This is a genomic window from Pseudomonas sp. GW821-FHT09H03 (assembly GCF_059415945.1).
Window position 1 is genome coordinate 272,492 of the sequence record NZ_JBWKOF010000006.1, and the last position, 20,312, is coordinate 292,803.

A 20,312-nucleotide genomic window follows, 5' to 3' on the forward strand; every position below is an offset into this window, starting at 1 on the left:
GTGTGTGAAATGGGCTTACTTTGGTTCCGTTTTTGGTGTGCCCATCTCTTTGTTGACGACAACTTCCGGTAATTTGCCGTAATCCACCTTGGTGTTGGCAAGCAGGGGAATGATGTCCTGACTGATGTCAGATGTCGGGTTGGACACAACAATCTGGCTACTGTCGAACACGATCTCGAGTTTATGGCTGGTACGATAGTTTTCGAGCACTGCCGCGATGGCCTTTACGCTTTTCACTCGTGCGCTGCTGCGCTCAATATCCCATTGACGGTTTAAAGTCTCTGCATCACCTTGACGAGCTTTCTGTTGTTGATCCGCAGGCATGTTTGTGTAGTTTTCCTGCGCATCTTTATCTGCTTTAACTAGCACATCTTTGACTTTCTGGTTCCACTCTTGCTCCTGCTTACCCACAGCAGACGTTTCCAGTATTTTCCCCATATTCACATAGGCTATTTTTTGTTGGTTCAGCCCCATTTGATCGCAACCTGCCAGGTTCAACAGAGCGATACAAATAGACACTTTAACCAACAAGCTTTTATTCCACTTCATTACATCCTTCTCCATTAGGTTTTGCACACCCAGGCAACGAGAAATTGGACTGGGAGTTAACACCGCCTTCATAGGAATTTGATGTAGGAAATTTCTGAACGTTAGCTTTTGAAAGCGCCCCGTATCCATCTCACTGGCGACTGAGCTCATACGTCATGAGCTGCGGTTTATTCAGAATCACAGGGTGGGGATCGCCCGGACAAGCCTCCTGCAACACCACGCAACGTCGCTCACGCCGGCAGTCCAGGGAGTCCTTGAATTTGAAAGCGCACTATTTACCCCCAGCCACTTCAAGAGCACGTGAGCCCAAGGGAAATGCCGCGGAGGTTTCTGTAGGCCTGTTCCGAAAGAAACAGCTCCATCGCCAGTTATTTTTTTGCTGTCACACCGATGACTCCTGTAGCCAGCGCAACAAGTCGGTGCCGCTCATGGGGCGGGCAAGCAGATAGCCCTGGCCCTGGGTACAACCCAGTTCCAGCAACTGCTGGTGCTGCTCCTCGGTTTCGATACCTTCGATCACCACCGACATCCCCAAGGCCTCGCCCAGAGCAAGGGTGCTGGCGATCACCGTCCGGCAACGCGGTTCATCCTCGAGGGTACGCACGAACTCGCCGTCGAGCTTGATCTCGTTGAACGGTAACTGGCACAGGCGCTGCAAAGACGAAAACCCGGCGCCGAAGTCATCAATGGACAATCGACTGCCCATCATTCGCAGGCGCACCAGGTTCTCCAGGCTGGTGGCCGAGGCTTCCAGCAAACCAGTTTCGGTCAGTTCGAACGTCAGGCTGGAGCCGTGCGCACCGTAGTCGACCAAAATGCCCTTGATGGTTGACATCAACTCGCCATTAGCCAACTGCGCGGCTTGCAAGTTGAACGCGATGTTCAACGAAAAGCCCCTATCCCGCGCCTGTCGTTGCAGGTCGAGCGCCTGATGCAACTGACTGAACAGCAACTCATCCATCAAGCCACAGCGTTCCAGCACCGGGATGAATGCTGCCGGCGAGAGCGTACCCTTGGAAGGATGCTGCCAACGGCTGAGCACTTCGACACCACACACTTCACCCGTCAGCAGGTTGAACTTGGGCTGATACCAGGCCTGCAATTGCTGCTCGGCCAAGGCCTGATGTACCAGCTCTTCGTCAGCCTGTTTGACCGCAGGCAACGTGACCGGCTCGACACCACGGGCCTTCAGGTACTTTTTCAGCAAAAACGCCAAGTCCTCGGGGCGCAAAGGCTTGCCGACATCGCCAAGGACGTCGAGGCCCAGCAGGGAAACGATCTGACACGCCGCGCGGCGCAGATCCACCGACAACGAACTGCCGATGATGATCGACCCGACCAGACCGGCCTGAGCTGCACGCTTCAAGAACTCCAGGCCATCCATACCCTCCATGCACAGATCGCACAGGGCGATGTCCACCGCCCCAACCTCCTGCAGAATCGCCAGCGCCTGAGCACCATCCGCTGCCTTGAAGACTTCGCTGCAGCCTGACTGCTTGAGCATGCTCACCGCGAAAGAGCGCTGGAAGGCGTGATCTTCGAGGACCAGAACACGTAGCGGGGGGATGGGCATCGTTGACGACTCGCGGCAAACAAAGTGTGCCGCGATTGTCCCAAGAACGAACACTGACTAATTTAGGAAAGTTCTCAAAGCTTGTAGGAAATTTCCCAAAAACGAGCTCTATTGCAATCTAACTGATGTAAGCAGCAAAACCCGCCATGACGGGTTTTGCTGCAACGGATCAATCACTGGCTTATCACAATAAGAACCAAGGCGTCGCATGTAGCCGGATTCCCGGCAATTTGCTGGAGCTTTCCTAGAGCTGGATCTAATCCAGGCAGTGCTGCAACCGCTGCTCGAGGCGTTCCATGGCCTGATGCAGTTGATCCACCGCCTCAGTCAATTGTGCCGAATCTAGCCCTTTGCAGGCCTCTTCGAGGTTTTCGCAGCAATGAATCAGCCATTGAGCCTTGATGATCCGCGCTCCTCCCTTGACCCGGTGAGCCAGGTCAGCGAGCGCCGGAAGGTCATGCCGGGTGAACAGCTGGAGCAATCGCGACATGTCGTCCTCATTACTGCTGACCAAATCGCCCAACAGACTTTTGATCGAAGCGCTGTCACCGCGAGTCAGTTGCTCAAGGTTGGCCAGGTCAATCTTGTCACTCGGTTCCAGTCGTTCTTCTTCGGTAGGCGCTGACACGCTGCTGGAGACGACCGACGCCAACTGCACCCGCAGATCCTCAAGGCTGATGGGTTTGAACAAACAAGTGTCCATTCCCGCTCCGAGGCAGAGCGTGCGCTCCTCCGGCTGAGCGTTCGCGGTAAACCCGAAGATCAGCCCTGGGGCGATGCCTCGTACGCGCTCTTCATGCCGAATCACCCGGGTCAGTTCATAGCCATTCATGATCGGCATATTGCAGTCAGTGATCACCACATCGAAATGCTCACTGCGCCAAGCCCGCAGGCCTTGGGCACCATCTTCTGCGTCCTTGACCCGATGCCCCAGATAAGTCAGTTGCTGAGACAGCAGCAAGCGGTTGGCCGGGTAATCGTCGACCACCAGAATGTTCAAAACCTGTGACTGCGCCAGCGGTGCTTTCTTGGTTTCCGGCGTTTTATCCTCCCGCGCAAGACTCGGGAGATCGAGACAAACCTCAATCTGTGTACCCTGGCCGAGCTGGCTGGACAACTGAAGCTGCCCACCCATCTTTTCACACAGGGTACGACTGATGATCAACCCCAACCCCGAACCAGCGCGTGCTGACTGAGCATTGTTGTCGACTTGAAAGAACGGGCTGAATAGCCGTTTCTGGTCAACCACCGAGATGCCACACCCGGAGTCCTCGACCCGCAGCACCAGCCCCAATTGCTCATCGTGGACGTCGGGTTTGATTCGAACGCTGAGGCGAACTTCACCCTGAGCGGTGAACTTGATCGCATTACTCAACACGTTCGAAACAATTTGCTTGAAACGCAGCGGATCGATCAGTACGTCACGATTGACCCCGGGATCAATGTCCAGCAATAGCTGCAACTGCTTCTGCTTGGCAAGGCCTTCGAATACCCGAACGACCGATATAATCAAATCATGCAGATTGGCCCGCTCCAGGGCCAGCGATAACCGTCCGGACTCGATGCGCGTTATGTCCAGAATATCGCCGATCAGATCCAGCAACCCTTGTGCCGCTCCCGACGCGACTTCAATCGCGAAGCGGTCGAGCACGCCTTGGCCAGCCTTTTTCATGGCCAGTTCGAGCATGCCGATCACCGCGTTCATGGGGGTACGAATCTCATGACTCATGGTGGCCAGAAAGCTGGTTTTGGCGCGGTTGGCGGCATCGGCCTCGTCCTTGGCTTCACGCAACTGTTCGAGCAGTCGCTGACGCTCACTGACGTCAATCCAGCCGGCGATCATGCCGTGGACCTGACCGTCACTGCCACGATACGGCAGCATCCAGTGATAGATGGTTCGCACGTCACTTTCAGACAGGGTCAGTTTGCGATCACGCACCCGTGGCAAGCCCTCCTCCATCACCTGCAAGTACTCTTCGTAAAAGTCCTTGGCCTCGACCAGGCTTTTGAGTTCACCGCCGATCACGGTTTTACCGATGACCGTGTCACGCTCGACCCCAAACACCTCCAGGTACCCGTTATTGCACGCCATCAAACGCCCTTGGCGATCACGGACGTAGATCGGATGGGGCGTACCATCGATCAGTGCACGCATGAATTCGAGCTGGTCGCTCAGGGCGATTTCGGCCTGTTTGCGCTTGCGCATCAACAGCCTCAAGTAGGCGATCCAGCCCAGCGCCACCAACAGCAACAGGGCTGCAATAGTGAAGCCCTGAATAATCCCGGTGCGGTTGCGCAGCCAATAGCTGTCATTGACCACCACTTCGCTGCGCCAGCCATTGGTCAGCGAATCCATCTCCTCTGGAGGAATGCTCAACAGCGCCTTGTCCAGAATAGAATACAGTTCCAATGAACCACGAGCGGTGGCGAAAGCCAGATTCGCCGGGCTGGTCCCCACCGTGCTGGCCACCCGCAGTCGATCACGGTATTGCCGGGAAATCACGTAGTTGGCCGCTGGCAACAAATTGACAGCCCCATCGGCCTGACCATTGGCGACCATTGCCATGATCTGCTCGATATTATCCACCTCGACCAATCGGATCTGTGGATACTGCTCGACGAGCAGTTCGCGCGCGGGGCTGCCGCGAACTACCGCCAGCCGTTTACCGTTCATGTCATCAAGCGTACCGGGGCTGCCAGTACCTACCCGGCTGACCAGCACAAAGGGCGTCGCGAGGTAAGGTCTGGTGAAACGCAGGCTTTTTTCGCGATAGAGGCTTGGCGTCAGTGCAATCAGCAGGTCAGCCTGGCCATGGGTGACTCTATCGATCAACTCAGGCACTGAATGCCCTCGCTGAAAGTCGAATTTCAACCCGGTGCGTAGTGCCACCTTGGCCAATACTTCCGCAGCAATACCCGAAAACTCACCCGCCTCGTCATAGAACGACAACGGCAGAAAGGTATCCTCGACCGCCACGCGCAAACGCGGATGCCTGTCCAGCCAGCGTTGTTCACTGACGCTTAAGTTGAGCTTGTGCAAACCTGAGATGTTCGCACCACCCGCGCTCCAACGAGACAGAATAGTCATGCGCTCGCTGGCCGGGATCACCGTCAGCGCGGCATTGACGATACGCAGCAGTTGCTGGTTTCCACGGGCGATGGCGAATGAAAAATTACTGACTTCCATGCGTGAGAAATCCGCCAGCTGCACGTTGTTCAAGTCGTTTTTATTGATCAGGTAATTGGCGCTGATAGAGTCCCCCAGATAGACATCGGCCGTACCGAATGCCACCGCGCCGATGGCGCTCAGGATCGAGGGAAAAAGCTGCAACGTGGCCTTTGGGTAAAACGCTCGTACGGCATCAGGTGGCAAGTAGTGATCAAGCATCGCCACCCGCTTGCCCGCCAAATCCGGGGCCAGTGTTTGGCTGTCGTCAACCTTGCTGACCAGCATCGGCTGAACATCGGCGTAAGCTTTGGACGTTGCCAACCCTGAGTCTGCAGCTTCGTAATCGTTTGATGCCGCCAGCAGATCGACCTCTCCGCGTTTGACGGCCTCGATGACCTCACTGCGTGACGGATAACTACGAACGTCGATGCGGATATGCAACAGCTCGGCGAGTAGCTGTGCGTAATCAGAAGTCAACCCTTCGAAATCGGCGCCATTGCTGGTGATTGTAAAGGGCGCGTAATCGGGTGCCGACGTACCAAGCACCAGGGAGCGCTTGCTGCGCAACCAGCTCCAGTCGCTCTCGCTGAGGTTGACGCGGTACTCGTTGACGCTGGAGCGTCCCAACAGCCGCAGGGATTCGGGTTGGGCCAGCACCGCGGGCCCCGTCAGACATGAACCCAGCAGGAACAACACCGCCAGGCCTCTGCGCAGAAAAGTATTCATTCAGAGCAGATTATTACGCCTGGCAAAGTCTGCCAGGTACACCACTGACTTGACCTTGAGCTTCTCGATCAGACGGATTTTGTAGGTACTGATGGTCTTGTTGCTGAGCAGCATGGTCTCACCGATCTCCTTGTTGCTGCGGCCATGGGACAACTGCTGCAAAATCGTCAGTTCACGATCCGAAAGACTCTGGATCAAATCCAGGTCGCTCGCTTCGACGTCACTGCGGCGTACCGAGCTGGTGGAAAGATTGGGGAAGTAAGTATAACCGGACATCACCGCCTTGATCGCCTTGACCAGCTCATCCAGATTATCGGACTTGGAGATATACCCCACCGCGCCGGCTTTCATGCAACGCGTCGAAAAAAACTGCGCGGACTGTGAGGTCAACACGATGATCTTGCTCGGCAAACCGTGGGCGCTGATGCGATTGATGACTTCCAGGCCATCAAGGCTGGGCATGCCGATATCCAGCAAGATCAAGTCCGGTACATGCTCACGGGCCAGTTGCACCGCTACAACACCGTTGTCCGCCTCAGCGACCACGTCGAATTGTTCATGTTTCAAGAGCATCTTGACCGATGCGCGAATGAACGGGTGATCGTCCACAACCAATGCTTTATGCATTCAAAAAATTATCCACGCTACGGAATTCGGGAATACTAGCGGCTGTCGATAAGTCTATCGTAGGAATTATCCTACACGCGTGTAGGAAATTTCCCAAAATCCAGGACATAGCCCGCAGCCCTCGCCGGATTCTGTACGGGTTACCGGGAAAGGCGCTGTTGATCTTCATGAAAAAGAACTCGCTATCCCGGTAGCCGCCAACAAATCTTGCAAGTGAACCTGTTGCTGCGGCGTTTTCAGATTCTGCGGATTGCGCAGCAACAGCCATCGCGCCTGCTTGATGACCTTGCGAGCCGGCTTGTCGTGGCGCAACCGGTTACCCGCCGGCCTGACAAGTCCCCTGCAAACGTCCCATAAAGTCCCTACAACTCCCTGACAGTCCCGCCGGCCGCGCAGCTGCCTCAAGCAATGGCAAAAATACAGGCACGCTATGGATTCATACATCCGGTGCAAAAGGGGCGCCCTTTGAATCCCGAAAAACCGCCTCTACGAGTCGAACAGCAAAAACTTGGGTGACACCTGAGTTCGAGTACGCATCGGTGGCAGAGCGACTTAAGTGGCTGGATTTTTTAGATTCATGTGTAGGAAGCTTGGACGCCTGTGAATCCAAGGGCTGTAGATAAAACAGTCGCCCGGTATGTTGATATGTCAAAGGAAACCGCACGACTTCAACGGGAAGCGGCCAAACAAACGAACGCCATGCTCAAACGCCAACTGGACGAGGCGATGAAGCACCTAGTACGTCACGTGGAACTGCTAGTGATGTGGGAATCGTCGATGGAAACCAATCCCCCCCTTCAATGGCGATGAGGCTGATGCACATCGAGAGGTCAAAAAGCGGATGAAGGGAATCAAGCGGTCGCTCAACCTCATTGCGTTTAAACATGACGTTGTTAGTGAAAGGTTGATCTGAGCTGAAGCAAGAACACGTGCCGAAAAGACTACCTGCAACTCGAATCGATGCAAATACCACACGCCGTGACGATAGATAGGTTTACAGCGGAAAACATCGACCGGCCTCCCAGGAAAGAAACTCCTCGAAATCCAGATGGGGGAACAAATGGGGGAACAAAATACAGCGAGCACAAAAAAGCCCCGTAAAAACGGGGCCTTTAGGTATAAATTTGGCGGTGAAGGAGAGATTCGAACTCTCGATACAGTTTCCTGTATACACACTTTCCAGGCGTGCTCCTTAAGCCACTCGGACACTTCACCGTATCTCTTCAAACAAGTTCTGTCTGTCGAGGCGCGCTAATGTAGTCGAAAGCTTTTCCGATGGCAAACATTTTTTTGAGAATTTTCATGCGCTTAACGCAATTCGCCATTTGCGGGCAATCAGGGACATGGCAAACCGGTCAATCTCCGTCTTCACGCCCTCCTTTATATAGAGAGCAAAGCACGGCCGGCGCGGCGGGCTACCTCAGATAGGCGGGGAAAGGGTGACTGGCGGGTCAGTCACGGCGCTTTACCTGGCCTGCAGCGGTGGGTAACGTCTGCCCATCTTTATTGAAAGGAATGGCGTCATGAGTGAGTTGATTTCCTACCATCTCGAAGACGGTATCGCGACCCTGACCCTGAGTAACGGCAAGGTCAATGCCATCTCCCCGGACGTGATTGCTGCGTTCAATACTGCGCTGGATCAGGCGGTGACTGATCGTGCGGTAGTGATCATTACCGGGCAGCCGGGCATTCTGTCCGGCGGCTACGACCTGAAGGTGATGACTGCCGGTCCTAAAGAAGCCGTGAGCCTGGTGACCGCTGGCTCGACGCTGGCCCGTCGTCTGTTGTCGCATCCATTCCCGGTGATCGTGGCATGTCCTGGGCATGCAGTGGCCAAGGGCGCCTTTTTGTTGTTGTCAGCCGACTATCGCATTGGTGTCGAAGGCGCGTTCAGCATCGGATTGAATGAAGTGCAGATCGGCATGACCATGCACCACGCAGGGATCGAGCTGGCCCGCGATCGACTGAGCAAGGCGGCGTTCCACCGCTCGGTGATCAACGGTGAAATGTTCACTCCCAAGAGCGCAGTGGATGCCGGCTTCCTTGACGTCGTGGTCACGGCCGAGGAGTTGCAGGGTGCCGCGCTGGCAGCGGCTCGTCAGCTGAAAAAAATCAACATGACGGCGCACAAAAATACCAAGCTCAAAGTGCGCAAAGCCTTGCTGGAAACCCTGGATAACGCTATCCGTCTGGATCAGGAACACCTGGTTTAAGCCGTAAAGCTGACACAGTGAAAGCCCGACCGTCGTGTCGTAATGCTGTTCACTTAAGCGGGGCAATACACCTTGTGGCGAGGGGGCTTGTCGGACCGCCGCGTTGGGCCGCGAAGTGGCCCCAAAACCTGCCACCGAGGCGTACCAAATACACCGTGTGCAATGGTTTTACGACTGCTTCGCAGCCGAACGGGGGCAAGCCCCCTCGCCACATGTGTGTGCCCCAGCTTAAGTGAACAGCATTACGACCGTCGTGTCGGGCTTTTTTCTTGCAGGTGCTACTTATAAGCCTGGAACCGCTCTACTTCGCAGCTGACCAACAAGTCGGAAACATGCGTACAAACATCGGCCATCTCCCAGCTCTATAACGGCAATTGCCGAAAACAGTGCACATCCGTACACTGCGCCACCTTTTGTCCCGGTGGGGCCTGTAAATGCTGTTTGTTTTGCGTATGTCGTTGATGGGGCTGCACTTTATCGTGGCTGGTGTGCTCGGGGTGATTCTCGGCCTGTGCCGGCCGTTCAACCCGGACAACAGCCGACTGTGCGCGCGCCTGTACGCATGGCCGGCCATGTGCATTTTGCGCCTGCGGGTGAAGGCCGAGGTCGGGCCCCTGATAGACAAACCCGACAGCTGCGTGATCATCGCCAATCATCAGTCCAACTACGATCTTTTCGTGTTCGGCAACGTGGTGCCGCGCCGCACCGTGTGCATCGGCAAAAAGAGCCTGAAATGGGTGCCTCTTTTCGGACAATTGTTCTGGCTGGCCGGCAATGTGCTGATCGACCGTGGCAATGCGCAGAAGGCGCGCCAATCGATGCTGACCACCACCCATACCCTGCAGAACAAGGACACCTCGATCTGGGTCTTTCCGGAAGGTACGCGCAATCTGGGTGAAGAGTTGTTGCCGTTCAAGAAAGGCGCATTTCAGATGGCAATCGCCGCCGGGGTGCCGATCGTGCCGGTTTGTGTGAGCAGTTACGTCAAGCACATGCGCTTGAACCGCTGGAATAGCGGGAAAATTCTGATTCGCTCGTTGCCGGCGATTCCTACGGCCGGGTTGAGCCTGGATGACATGCCGTTGCTGATTGACCAGTGTCGTGAGCAGATGCGTGAGTGTATTGAATCGATGGATCGGCAGTTGCAGGCCGCCTGAAGAAATCCGCTGGTTCAAAGTACAAATCCATTTCTGCGATAACGGCTACTGGCGGTTCCGCCCATAGAGCGGGCCCAAAGTAACCATAGGGCTTAGCCCACCGCCATCGCAAGCAAGCTCGCTCCCACAGGGATCGAGCGGCCACTCAAAAGCTGTGGGAGCTGGCCTGCCAGCGATAAGGCCGGCACTTCCACCATCAATGTCGCCTGACCTACCGCCATCGCGAGCAGGCTCACTCCCAGTAGCCGTTTGCGCAGAAACGGTTATATACACAATCAACATTCCCCCCACCACCCGCGAACTCCACAGATTTTACTGACTCTTAAACACCAGACCCGGCTAAGCTGACTACGGCCTGCCACTGTCATCTTTGCTTACATAGCTGCCACCAAGAAGTGAACCACCATCATGGGTAGAGTTGTTGCTGCTGCGGTTTATAGCGCTGGTAAAAAAGTCACCAATATCACCCTCGACGAAGGCGCGGCCTGGGCTGCAAAGCCTGATCACTTTGTCTGGATCGGTCTCGAAGAGCCAGACGCCCAGGAGCTGGCCAACCTGCAACGCCAGTTCAACCTGCACGAACTGGCCATTGAAGATGCCCTGGAGAAACACAGCCGGCCCAAGCTGGAAACCTTCGGCGATGCGCTGTTCATTGTCACGTACTCGCCAATCCGCAACGAAGGCAAACTCCAGTTCATCGAGACACATATCTTTGCCGGCAACGGCTACATCATTACCGCTCGCAACGGTCACTCAGCATCCTACGCCTATGTCCGCCAGCGCTGTGAGGCGCGCCCGCTGCTGCTGGAGCACGGGGAAGATTTCGTACTCTACGCCCTGCTCGACTTCGTGATCGAAAACTACCAGCCCATGGGCGAAGCGATTCATGCCGAAATCGACGAACTGGAGCGCAACGTCCTGTGCAGTGCTTTGAATGAGCGCGATATCCAGAAACTCCACGGCCTGCGTCGAGATGTACTGCGCCTGCGCCGATACGCCGCGCCGATGGTAGAAATCGGTGAGGAACTGCAAAAACTCAACTTCCCGTTCATCGACAAGAACATGCGTCCGTACTTTCGCGATGTGCAGATTCACGTGACCCGGCAGATGGAAGATCTGACGACCCTGGCGGATATTGCCAGCCAGACGATCGAAATCGGGGTGCTGCTGGAGGCGTCGCGTCAGAGTGTGGTGCAACGCAAGTTCGCGGCGTGGGCAGCCATTCTGGCGTTTCCGACGGCAGTCGCGGGGATTTACGGGATGAACTTCCAGAACATGCCGGAGCTGACCTGGCACTACGGGTACTTCGGGGTGCTGGGGTTTATTGCGGTGGGGTGCGTGGGGTTGTGGGCGAGTTTCAAGAAGTCCGGCTGGCTTTAGAACCAGGCGAGGGCTTGGATGGCGTTGCCAGGCATTGTGCCTGGCCGGCTTTCCTGTAGCAGCGAGCAGGCTCGCGATGGTCGTTAACGATAACGTGGGGAGTCTGGTTCCCCGCGGTGTTCTTGAGTCCATCGTCGGAACGCCGCCCGGAGCCTGCTCGCTCCTACAGTTGACCGCATACCCCTGTAGGAGCGAGCAGGCTCGCGATGGTCGTTAACGATAACGTGGGGAGTCTGGTTCCCCGCGGTGTTCTTGAGTCCATCGCGAGCTTGCTCGCTCCTACAGTTGACCGCGTTCCCATGTGGGAGCGGCGTTTGCCTTTAAACAGCTTCTGACTGTGGTTTATGCGCCACAAACCGCATCATCCACTCGGCCACCGTGGTGCCATGGTGCTCCTGCTCAAGGCTGGCAATGCCTTTGGAGTAGACCGGCTCGCCCAGTACTTGCTGGCGTATCTCCAGCAATGCCCGGGAATAGTCGTGAATGAACTCAGGATGGCCCTGGAAGCACAACACCTGATCGTTGATGTGGTACGCGGCAAAAGGGCAGAAATCGCTGGAAGCGATCACTGTGGCATTTTCCGGCAATGAGGTGACCTGATCCTGGTGACTGATCAACAGAGTCAGTTCTTCGCGCACCGGACTCATCCATGGTGCCTTGGCTGCCAGTTTGTAGTTGTGTGTGCCGACGCCCCAGCCCTGAGTCGCCCGTTCGCTCTTGCCACCGAGCAGCAGCGCCAGCAACTGATGGCCGAAACACACACCCAGCAGTTTGTCGCCACGCTCGTAGCGGGTCATCAAATAGGCCCGTAGGGTTTCGATCCACGGGTCGGTGCCGAAGGAGTCGGCCTTGCTGCCTGTCACCAGATAGGCGTCGAAGGTCAGATCATCACTTGGATATTCACCTTGCAGCACGTTGTAGACGGTGAATTCGGCGGCAATCGGTTGCTGCGAAAACAGGTGTTTGAACATCTGCCCGTAGCCCTGATATTGGTCAACCAACTCCGGACGCAGGATGTCGGTTTCCAGAATGCAGATGCGTAACGACATAAAAAATACCTGACACGTGATGGGAATAATGCACACCCCAGAGCCTGCCTTGAAACAGGGTGACAAGGCAAGCCCCGCAATGTGTCCCCTCCCCTTAGAACACCGTGCCCTTGGCCGCCTTCTCCAGCAACAGCGCAGGCGGTGCGAATCGATCCCCGTACTGCCCGGCCAGATACTGGGCGCGGGCGACAAAATCCTGCACGCCATACTGATTGATGAATTGCAGTGCGCCACCGGTCCAGGCGGCGAAGCCGATGCCGAAGATCGAGCCGACGTTGGCATCCGCCGTTGAGGTCAGCACGCCCTCCTCCAGGCAACGCACAGTTTCGATGGCTTGCACAAATAACAGGCGATCACGCACATCCTTGGGTGAAATCTGCCCGTCGGCTTTCTCGAAGCGGGTTTTCAGCTCCGGCCACAGATGCTTCTGGCCACCGGCCGGGTACTCGTAGAAACCCCCTCCGGCAGCCTTGCCTGCACGCTTGTACTCATTGAGCAGCAAGTCAATCACGGCGAACGCCGGATGCTCTTGCAGCGGCGTGCCTTGCGCCTGCAGGTCTTTGGCGGTTTGCTGGCGAATGTGGCTCATGAGGCTCAGGGACACTTCGTCGGAGATCGCCAGGGGCCCGATGGGCATACCGGCCTTGCGTGCTTCCGTTTCGATCATCGCCGCGCTGATGCCTTCGCCGAGCATGGCGATGCCTTCGTTGGTAAAGGTGCCGAACACTCGCGAGGTGAAGAAACCACGGCTGTCGTTGACCACAATCGGGGTTTTCTTGATTTGCAGGACAAAATCAAAGCCGCGAGCCAGAGTTTCATCGCTGGTGTTGGCGCCCTTGATGATCTCCACCAATGGCATTTTTTCCACCGGACTGAAGAAATGCAGGCCGATGAACCTGCTCTGGTCGGGTACGGCGGTGGCCAGGCCGCTGATCGGCAAGGTCGAGGTGTTGGAAGCGATCACGGCGTCGGCACCGACCACTTGCTGCGCGGCCAGGGAGACCTTGGCCTTGAGCTCACGGTCCTCGAACACAGCTTCGATGATCAGATCGCAACCGGCCAGGTCGGCATCGCTTTCGCTCGCCTGGATGCGTGCCAGCACCGCCTCGCGCTGCTCGGCGCTCATCTGGCCGCGCGCGACTTTCTTGTCCAGCAACGCCGCCGAATGCGCCTTGCCCTTCTCGGCGGCGGCGAGACTGATGTCCTTGAGCACCACCTCCACCCCTGCCGATGCGCTGACAAAGGCGATACCGGCGCCCATCATCCCGGCACCCAGCACGCCCACTTTGCGCGTGACATAGGGTGCAAATCCCTGGGGTCGCGAGCCTCCGGCATTGATTTCGTTGAGCTGGAACCAGAAGGTGCCGATCAGGTTTTTCGATATTTGCCCGATGGTCAGTTCGGTGAAGTAACGGGTTTCGATCAGATGCGCCGTGTCAAAATCCACCTGGGCACCCTCGACCGCGGCACAGAGGATTTTCTCCGGGGCAGGCATCGTGCCCTGGGTCTTGCTGCGCAGGATCGATGGCGCAATGGCAAGCATTTGCGCGACTTTCGGGTTCGATGGCGTGCCACCGGGAATCTGGTAACCCTTCACATCCCAACGCTGCACCGCCGCCGGATTGGCGAGAATCCACGCCCGTGCCCGGGCCAGCAAGTCATCCTGGTCCGTGGCGAGCTCATCGACAAGCCCAGCCTGCAACGCCTGCTGCGGCCGCACCTTCTTGCCTTCGAGCAGATAAGGCAGGGCCTTCTCCAGGCCGAGCATGCGCACCATGCGCACCACTCCGCCGCCACCCGGCAGCAGACCGAGAGTCACTTCCGGCAGGCCAAGCTGCACCGACGGATGATCCACGACCACCCGGTGATGACAGGCCAGGCAGATTTCCCAGCCTCCACCCAGGGCCGCGCCGTTGATCGCCGCGACCACCGGTTTGCCGAGGGTCTCCAGGGTGCGCAACTGCCCCTTGAGGGTCAGGACCATGTCGTAGAAGGCCTTGGCCTCGGGCTTGCCGACCTTGATCAGTTCATTGAGGTCGCCGCCGGCAAAAAAGGTTTTCTTCGCCGAGGTGATGATCACGCCGGCGATGGCGTCCTTGTCGGCCACCAGCTGCGCGACGCAGTCAGCCATGGCCTCGCGGTACACGGCATTCATGGTGTTGGCGCTCTGGCCCGGCATGTCGATGGTCAGGACAACAATGCGATCCTGGTCCTTTTCGTAACGAATGGCTTGGGTCATGTCACTTTTCCTTGAATGGCGGGCTCAGAGGCGTTCGATGATGGTGGCAATTCCCATGCCGCCGCCGACACACAGAGTCGCGAGGCCGTAACGCAGGCGCCGGGTTTCCAGTTCATCGAGCAATGTGCCGAGGATCGCGCAGCCGGTGGCGCCCAGCGGGTGGCCCATGGCGATGGAGCCGCCATTGACGTTGACCTTGTCCGGGTCGACGGCCATGTCCTTGATAAACTTCAACACCACGGACGCGAACGCCTCATTGACCTCGAACAGGTCAATGTCTTCGACCCGCAGCCCGGCCTTGGCCAGCGCCTTGCGGGTAGCCGGCGCGGGGCCGGTGAGCATGATGGTCGGGTCGGTACTGGTGACCGCCGTGGCGACGATTCGCGCCCGTGGCTGCAAGCCCAGCGCCCGGCCCTTGGCCTCGGAGCCGATCAGCATCAAGGCCGCGCCATCGACGATCCCGGAACTGTTGCCGGGAGTGTGGACATGATTGATCCGTTCTACATGGCTGTAGACCCTCAGCGCGGTCGCGTCGAAACCCATCTGCCCCATCATCTCGAAACTCGGCTTGAGCTTGCCCAGGCCTTCCAGGGTCGAATCGGCGCGAATGAATTCATCGTGATCGAGCAGGATGATGCCGTTCTGGTCCTGCACCGGCACCAGCGACTTGTTGAACGAGCCATCCGCCCGGGCCCGCGCCGCTTTCTGCTGGGAATGCAGCGCATAGGCATCGACGTCCTGACGGCTGAAGCCTTCAAGGGTGGCGATCAGGTCGGCGCCCACACCCTGAGGGGTGAAGTGACTGTGCAGGTTGGTTGCCGGGTCCAGTGCCCAGGCACCGCCATCGCTGCCCATCGGCACCCGCGACATCGACTCGACGCCACCGACCACTACCAGGTCCTCAAAACCGGAACGCACTTTCATGCCGCCGAGGTTCACCGCCTCCAGCCCCGAGGCGCAGAACCGGTTGATCTGCACCCCGGCCACGCTGACGTCCCAATCAGCCACCTGAGCCGCAGTCTTGGCGATGTCGCTGCCTTGATCGCCGATCGGCGTCACGCAACCGAGCACCACATCATCGACCTGGCTGGTGTCCAGGGCAGTGCGCTGTTGCAGTGCGGTGAGCAAACCTGCCACCAGATTCACCGGTTTGACGCTGTGCAGCGCGCCATCGGCCTTACCTTTGCCACGGGGCGTGCGTAATGCGTCGAAAATCAAAGCCTGGGTCATGACGTCCTCGAACCTGATGGTGATGAAGAACAGGCTTCCACCTTATTCCGAGCCCGCATCGATTCAATGACCGCAACGCTCACTGACGTTGACGTGCACGCTCAGACGGACGGTCATTGGTCCGCGGATGAACCGTTTCAGGACGCCAAGCTGTCTAGCTAACGGGCGCGCATGTTGCTGGCAATATGCCTCATGCTTTTTTTAAAGCTATTAGTACTTAAAACATACGAAAAGGATCTAAACCAAGCGTGACGCGGGCTCTAAGGTGAAGTTGTACGAAGTTGTCGTCGGGTTTTGCCGAGGCGCTCGTCGTTACAGGATGTGCAACGCACTGCCGTGTGGAGCAATTGGGGCAGGCATCAACTAATAACAAAAAAGGCGGTCAAGCCATGTTCAAACAACCAAAAGTGCGTCAAGCCGGACTCATCCTTTTCGCCACCACGCTGTTATTGATCTTGCCGAACCTGACCAAGGTGCTCGGCTAGTTGCTGGAAAAAACGGCGTCACGGTTATTTGTATTGCCACGTTGAAAATGTGACTGGCCCGCTATCGGGGCCTGCGTGACTGTGCCAATCTTTTTCGCACTTTCACGACACGGACGGCGATCCATTGAAAATGCTCATACTGCTCGGGGCCCTGCTGATCGGCACGCCCCTGTATGCCGCACAGCTGAATCTGGAGCTGGGCGCTAACAGTCGCACCTGGCAGACCGAGCAGTTGCTCAAGCATCCCCAGGTTCAAACCATCAACATCCGCAACGACGTCTCCTACAAGCGGGACATGAGCTATCGCGCCGTACCCCTTTCGGCGCTCTTGCAAGGCATCACGCCCGAGGACCATCTGCAGGCCGTGGCACTGGACGGTTTTGCCGCGGAAATGGCCGCGGCGCCTTTGCTCAACTCCCAGGGTGCGCGGGCCTGGCTGGCGGTTGAAGACCCGGCCCAACCCTGGCCACCCCTGTCAGCGGGCAAACCTGGTGCCGGGCCCTTCTATCTGGTCTGGACCGACCCAGAGGCCGGCAATATCAGCCCCGAACAGTGGCCATATCAGGTCGCCAGCATCAAGCGCATGGCGCCTGTGGCCGAGCGCTTCCCTGCCCTGCTGCCTGATCCGGCATTGAAGGCCGACGATCCGGTGAACAAGGGGTTCGCGTTGTTTCAGAAGAACTGCCTGGCGTGCCATCGATTGAACGGTGCCGGGGACGCGCAGTTCGGGCCGGACCTGAATATTCCGTTCAGCCCGACCGAATACTTCGGGGCGGACTTCCTCAAGCGCTATATCCGTGATCCACAGAGTCTGCGCCAGTGGCCGCAGGCGAAAATGCCCGGATTTACGGTGCAGGTCCTGCCGGATCAGGATCTGCAGATGCTGGTGGGGTATTTGCAGCATATGGCCGGACGCAAGGTGAAACCCTGACCGGCCGCAGCCCTTTAAGAGCTACACAATACCCAACCTTGCTACAGCACCATCGCCGCTACCCAGCCAAACACCAGCAACGGCAGGTTGTAGTGCAGGAAGGTCGGGACCACGGTGTCCCAGATGTGATGGTGCTGTCCATCGATGTTCAGGCCGGAAGTCGGGCCGAGGGTCGAATCCGAGGCGGGCGAACCGGCGTCACCCAGCGCACCGGCAGTGCCGACAATGCAGACGATCGCCAGCGGGCTGAAGCCCAGTTGCACGCACAGCGGCACGAAGATCGCCGCCAGAATCGGCACGGTGGAGAATGACGAGCCGATGCCCATGGTCACCAGCAGCCCCACCAGCAACATCAGCAAGGCGCCGACGCCTTTGCTGTGATCGATCCACGAGGCGGACGATTCGACCAGGGTCTGCACCTCGCCAGTAGCCTTCATTACTTCGGCAAACCCCGAGGCGGCAATCATGATGAAACCGATCATCGCCATCATCTTCATGCCTTCGGTGAACAGATCATCGGTGTCGCGCCATTTGACGATGCCCGATACCGAGAAGATCAGGAAGCCGGTCAGCGCACCGATGATCATCGAGTCCAGCAGCAACTGAATGACGAACGCGGCGGCAATCGCCACCCCAGCCACCATCAGGCTCAGCGGGTTGTATTGCACCGCCACCTGCTCGACCTGCTCGATCTTTGCCAGGTCGTAGACGCGCTTCTTGCGATAGCTGACAAACGCGATCAGCAAGCCTGCCACCATGCCCAGTGCCGGAATGCCCATGGCATGGGTCACGTTGATCCCGCTGATGTCCACACCGCTGCGGGCGACATTGGCCAGCAGAATCTCATTGAGGAAGATGTTGCCGAAGCCCACTGGCAGGAACATGTACGGCGTGATCAGACCGAAAGTCATCACACAGGCGATCAGGCGGCGATCCAGTTGCAGCTTGGTCAGCACGTACAACAGCGGCGGGACCAGCAACGGAATAAAGGCGATATGAATCGGCAGAATGTTCTGCGAGGCGATAGCCACCGCACCTAACAGCCCGATCAATAGCCACTTGATCTGTCGGCCACCGCTGGCGTGCTGCCGCTCAACCATCGCCAAGGCCTTGTCCGCCAGGGCATGGGCCAGGCCGGACTTGGCGATGGCCACGGCGAAGGCGCCGAGCAGCGCATAGGACAATGCCACGGTCGCACCGCCACCCAGGCCGCTGTTGAACGCCTTGAGCGTCGCGTCGATGCCCAGGCCGCCGGTCAGCCCGCCCACCAATGCGCCCACGATCAGCGCGATCACCACGTGCACGCGGGACAGGCTGAGGATCAGCATGATGCCGACCGCGGCAATCACTGCATTCATTTCACTACCTCGAGACAAACGGAAAGAGTCCGTCCGGCAGTCTGCATGAGCCGCCAGCGGAAAAAGTAATGGGTTTTATTAGAGGGCGCGCACTTTGAATGAAGCAGCGACAAGCTGCAAGTGCGAAGGTGCAAGCGTGTGTGTTTTTCACTGGCAGCTTGCAGCTTGTAGCTCAAGAAAGCTGTTTTGAGGCCGTTAAAGGGCAAAGTCTTAGATATTTATCGAATAAAGGACGCCGCCATGTCACTCAGACACCTTTCCATTCAATGGAAAATCACCCTGCTAGCCGGCCTGTGCCTGGCGGGTATCGTGACCCTTCTGGTCGGTCTTTCACTCTATCGCATGGAGCACAGCTCCGAGCTGGTGAAAGCCTCGAGCATGGAGATGCTGACTGAAGCGGCTCAAGCCCGGATCGAATCCCAGAGTGAAAACCAGGCGCTGGGGATTCGCCAACAGTTCATGGACGCCTATCAATATGGTCACGGTTTTTCGCGCCAGGTGCTGTTTCTGCGCGAGCAGGCCGAGAAGCGCTTTCTCGACGCCTTCGACCTGCGCGAAGACCTGACCCGCCAAGTCAAGGCGGCCCTGCAGGCCAACCCTGAATTGCTGGGCCTGTCTCTGGTATTCGAAGCCAACGCGCTGGACGGCAAGGATGAACTGTTCAGCGGCCAGGCGGAGCTGGGCAGCAACGACAAAGGCCGTTTTGCGCTGTACTGGTCGCAACCGACGCCGGGCAAGGTGACCTCCATGGCGTTGCCGGAAAATGAACTGGCCGACACCAGAACCGGCCCCAGCGGCGAGCCGGCCAATGCCTGGTTCACCTGCCCGCGCACCACGCTCAAGCCCTGCGTGATTGAACCCTACTTCTATCAGATCGACGGCCAGAACGTGCTGATGACCAGCATCGTTTTTCCGCTGATGGTCAATGGCAAGGTCATCGCCTCGCTGTCGGTGGACATCAACCTCGACAGCCTGCAAAGCCTCAGCCAGAGCGCAAGCAAAAAACTCTATGACGGCCAGACCAGCGTCAGCATCATCAGCCCTGCCGGTTTGCTCGCCGGCTACAGCCCGGACACCAGCAAGCTCAGCCAGCGCCTGGAGGCCGTGGACAAGGTCAGTGGCGCACAGTTGCTGAGCCTGCTCGCTTCCAGCAGCAAGACCACCAGCCTGCACAGTCAGCAGCAGTTGAAAGTGCTGGCGCCGTTCCAGCCGATTCCCGGTGGCAAGTCGTGGGGCGTGTTGCTCGACGTGCCGGAGAAAGTCCTGGTCAGCCGCGCCGAAGCCCTGAAACAACAACTGGATGAAAGCAACACCGCCGGCACCCTGGTCGAACTCGGCCTTGGCGCCCTGGCGGCCTTGATCGGTTTGCTGCTGGTGTGGCTAATGGCCCGCAGCGTCACCCGGCCGATCCTCGGCGTGGCGCACATGCTCGAAGACATCGCCAGCGGCGAAGGTGACCTGACCCGCCGCCTGGCCTACGACAAGCAGGACGAACTGGGCCAACTGGCCGGCTGGTTCAACCGTTTCCTCGACAAGCTGCAGCCGGTCATTGCCGAGGTCAAGCGCTCGGTGCAGGACGCGCGCAGCACCGCTGACCAGTCGGCCGCCATCGCTACCCAGACCAGC

Annotated in this window: 12 protein-coding genes, 1 tRNA gene and 2 pseudogenes; 5 read left to right on the forward strand and 10 right to left on the reverse strand. The window is 57.8% G+C overall.

Annotated features, from left to right (window positions below; genetic code table 11):
- Positions 1-15: 15 nt before the first annotated feature.
- From AC07OG_RS11020 to AC07OG_RS11045, 6 genes and pseudogenes are all read right to left on the reverse strand, one after another.
- A complete protein-coding gene (locus AC07OG_RS11020) occupies positions 16-549 on the reverse strand; it encodes an OmpH/Skp family outer membrane protein (protein ID WP_495067024.1) in 534 nt (177 codons plus the stop codon).
- Positions 550-931: 382 nt separating this feature from the next.
- Positions 932-2,122 carry an EAL domain-containing response regulator gene (locus AC07OG_RS11025; RefSeq protein WP_495067025.1) on the reverse strand — a complete coding sequence of 397 codons (1,191 nt, stop codon included), beginning with the start codon at positions 2,120-2,122 and terminating at the stop codon, positions 932-934.
- 256 nt (positions 2,123-2,378) lie between these two features.
- Entirely contained in the window at positions 2,379-6,017 is a 3,639-nt protein-coding gene (locus AC07OG_RS11030; protein WP_495067026.1) for a transporter substrate-binding domain-containing protein, read from the reverse strand.
- On the reverse strand, positions 6,018-6,644 hold the full coding sequence (locus AC07OG_RS11035; protein WP_495067027.1) for a response regulator: 627 nt from the start codon (positions 6,642-6,644) through the stop codon (positions 6,018-6,020).
- A gap of 192 nt (positions 6,645-6,836) precedes the next feature.
- Positions 6,837-6,962: pseudogene (locus AC07OG_RS11040) on the reverse strand (ISL3 family transposase); the annotation flags it as partial.
- Positions 6,963-7,769: 807 nt separating this feature from the next.
- Positions 7,770-7,859, reverse strand: a tRNA-Ser gene (locus AC07OG_RS11045).
- A gap of 308 nt (positions 7,860-8,167) precedes the next feature.
- Between AC07OG_RS11045 and AC07OG_RS11050 the strand changes: the two genes are divergently transcribed.
- From AC07OG_RS11050 to AC07OG_RS11060, 3 genes are all read left to right on the forward strand, one after another.
- Positions 8,168-8,857 carry a crotonase/enoyl-CoA hydratase family protein gene (locus AC07OG_RS11050; RefSeq protein WP_060539851.1) on the forward strand — a complete coding sequence of 230 codons (690 nt, stop codon included), beginning with the start codon at positions 8,168-8,170 and terminating at the stop codon, positions 8,855-8,857.
- 434 nt (positions 8,858-9,291) lie between these two features.
- Positions 9,292-10,014, forward strand: a complete 723-nt coding sequence (locus tag AC07OG_RS11055; RefSeq protein WP_060539852.1) for a lysophospholipid acyltransferase family protein — start codon at positions 9,292-9,294, stop codon at positions 10,012-10,014.
- Between the two features lie 408 nt (positions 10,015-10,422).
- The gene (locus AC07OG_RS11060; RefSeq protein ID WP_060539853.1) at positions 10,423-11,394 is read left to right on the forward strand and encodes a magnesium and cobalt transport protein CorA; all 972 of its coding nucleotides are present in this window, start codon (positions 10,423-10,425) and stop codon (positions 11,392-11,394) included.
- Between the two features lie 320 nt (positions 11,395-11,714).
- Here the strand turns inward: AC07OG_RS11060 and AC07OG_RS11065 are convergent, their stop codons facing one another.
- The 3 genes from AC07OG_RS11065 to AC07OG_RS11075 form a co-directional block, all read right to left on the reverse strand.
- Positions 11,715-12,443 carry an amidotransferase gene (locus AC07OG_RS11065; protein WP_495067028.1) on the reverse strand — a complete coding sequence of 243 codons (729 nt, stop codon included), beginning with the start codon at positions 12,441-12,443 and terminating at the stop codon, positions 11,715-11,717.
- 94 nt (positions 12,444-12,537) lie between these two features.
- On the reverse strand, positions 12,538-14,682 hold the full coding sequence (locus AC07OG_RS11070) for a 3-hydroxyacyl-CoA dehydrogenase NAD-binding domain-containing protein (protein WP_495067029.1): 2,145 nt from the start codon (positions 14,680-14,682) through the stop codon (positions 12,538-12,540).
- 24 nt (positions 14,683-14,706) lie between these two features.
- Entirely contained in the window at positions 14,707-15,912 is a 1,206-nt protein-coding gene (locus AC07OG_RS11075) for an acetyl-CoA C-acetyltransferase (protein WP_495067030.1), read from the reverse strand.
- 615 nt (positions 15,913-16,527) lie between these two features.
- Between AC07OG_RS11075 and AC07OG_RS11080 the strand changes: the two genes are divergently transcribed.
- Positions 16,528-17,328 (forward strand): c-type cytochrome, encoded by an 801-nt coding sequence (locus tag AC07OG_RS11080; RefSeq protein ID WP_495067070.1) that lies wholly within the window; start codon positions 16,528-16,530, stop codon positions 17,326-17,328.
- A 41-nt stretch (positions 17,329-17,369) separates the two neighbouring features.
- Here the strand turns inward: AC07OG_RS11080 and AC07OG_RS11085 are convergent, their stop codons facing one another.
- Positions 17,370-18,686, reverse strand: a complete 1,317-nt coding sequence (locus AC07OG_RS11085; RefSeq protein ID WP_495067031.1) for a Na+/H+ antiporter family protein — start codon at positions 18,684-18,686, stop codon at positions 17,370-17,372.
- Positions 18,687-19,145: 459 nt separating this feature from the next.
- Between AC07OG_RS11085 and AC07OG_RS11090 the strand changes: the two are divergent.
- Positions 19,146-20,216: pseudogene (locus AC07OG_RS11090) on the forward strand (methyl-accepting chemotaxis protein); the annotation flags it as partial.
- Positions 20,217-20,312 lie beyond the last annotated feature (96 nt).

Excerpts from the sequence above, each read along its gene's own strand:
- AC07OG_RS11080 (WP_495067070.1), top strand. The coding sequence starts at position 16,528 with ATGCTCATACTGCTCGGGGCCCTGCTGATCGGCACGCCCCTGTATGCC.
- AC07OG_RS11065 (WP_495067028.1), bottom strand. The coding sequence starts at position 12,443 with ATGTCGTTACGCATCTGCATTCTGGAAACCGACATCCTGCGTCCGGAG.
- AC07OG_RS11020 (WP_495067024.1), bottom strand. The coding sequence starts at position 549 with ATGAAGTGGAATAAAAGCTTGTTGGTTAAAGTGTCTATTTGTATCGCT.
- AC07OG_RS11075 (WP_495067030.1), bottom strand. The coding sequence starts at position 15,912 with ATGACCCAGGCTTTGATTTTCGACGCATTACGCACGCCCCGTGGCAAA.
- AC07OG_RS11025 (WP_495067025.1), bottom strand. The coding sequence starts at position 2,122 with ATGCCCATCCCCCCGCTACGTGTTCTGGTCCTCGAAGATCACGCCTTC.
- AC07OG_RS11055 (WP_060539852.1), top strand. The coding sequence starts at position 9,292 with ATGCTGTTTGTTTTGCGTATGTCGTTGATGGGGCTGCACTTTATCGTG.
- AC07OG_RS11050 (WP_060539851.1), top strand. The coding sequence starts at position 8,168 with ATGAGTGAGTTGATTTCCTACCATCTCGAAGACGGTATCGCGACCCTG.
- AC07OG_RS11060 (WP_060539853.1), top strand. The coding sequence starts at position 10,423 with ATGGGTAGAGTTGTTGCTGCTGCGGTTTATAGCGCTGGTAAAAAAGTC.
- AC07OG_RS11030 (WP_495067026.1), bottom strand. The coding sequence starts at position 6,017 with ATGAATACTTTTCTGCGCAGAGGCCTGGCGGTGTTGTTCCTGCTGGGT.
- AC07OG_RS11035 (WP_495067027.1), bottom strand. The coding sequence starts at position 6,644 with ATGCATAAAGCATTGGTTGTGGACGATCACCCGTTCATTCGCGCATCG.
- AC07OG_RS11070 (WP_495067029.1), bottom strand. The coding sequence starts at position 14,682 with ATGACCCAAGCCATTCGTTACGAAAAGGACCAGGATCGCATTGTTGTC.
- AC07OG_RS11085 (WP_495067031.1), bottom strand. The coding sequence starts at position 18,686 with ATGAATGCAGTGATTGCCGCGGTCGGCATCATGCTGATCCTCAGCCTG.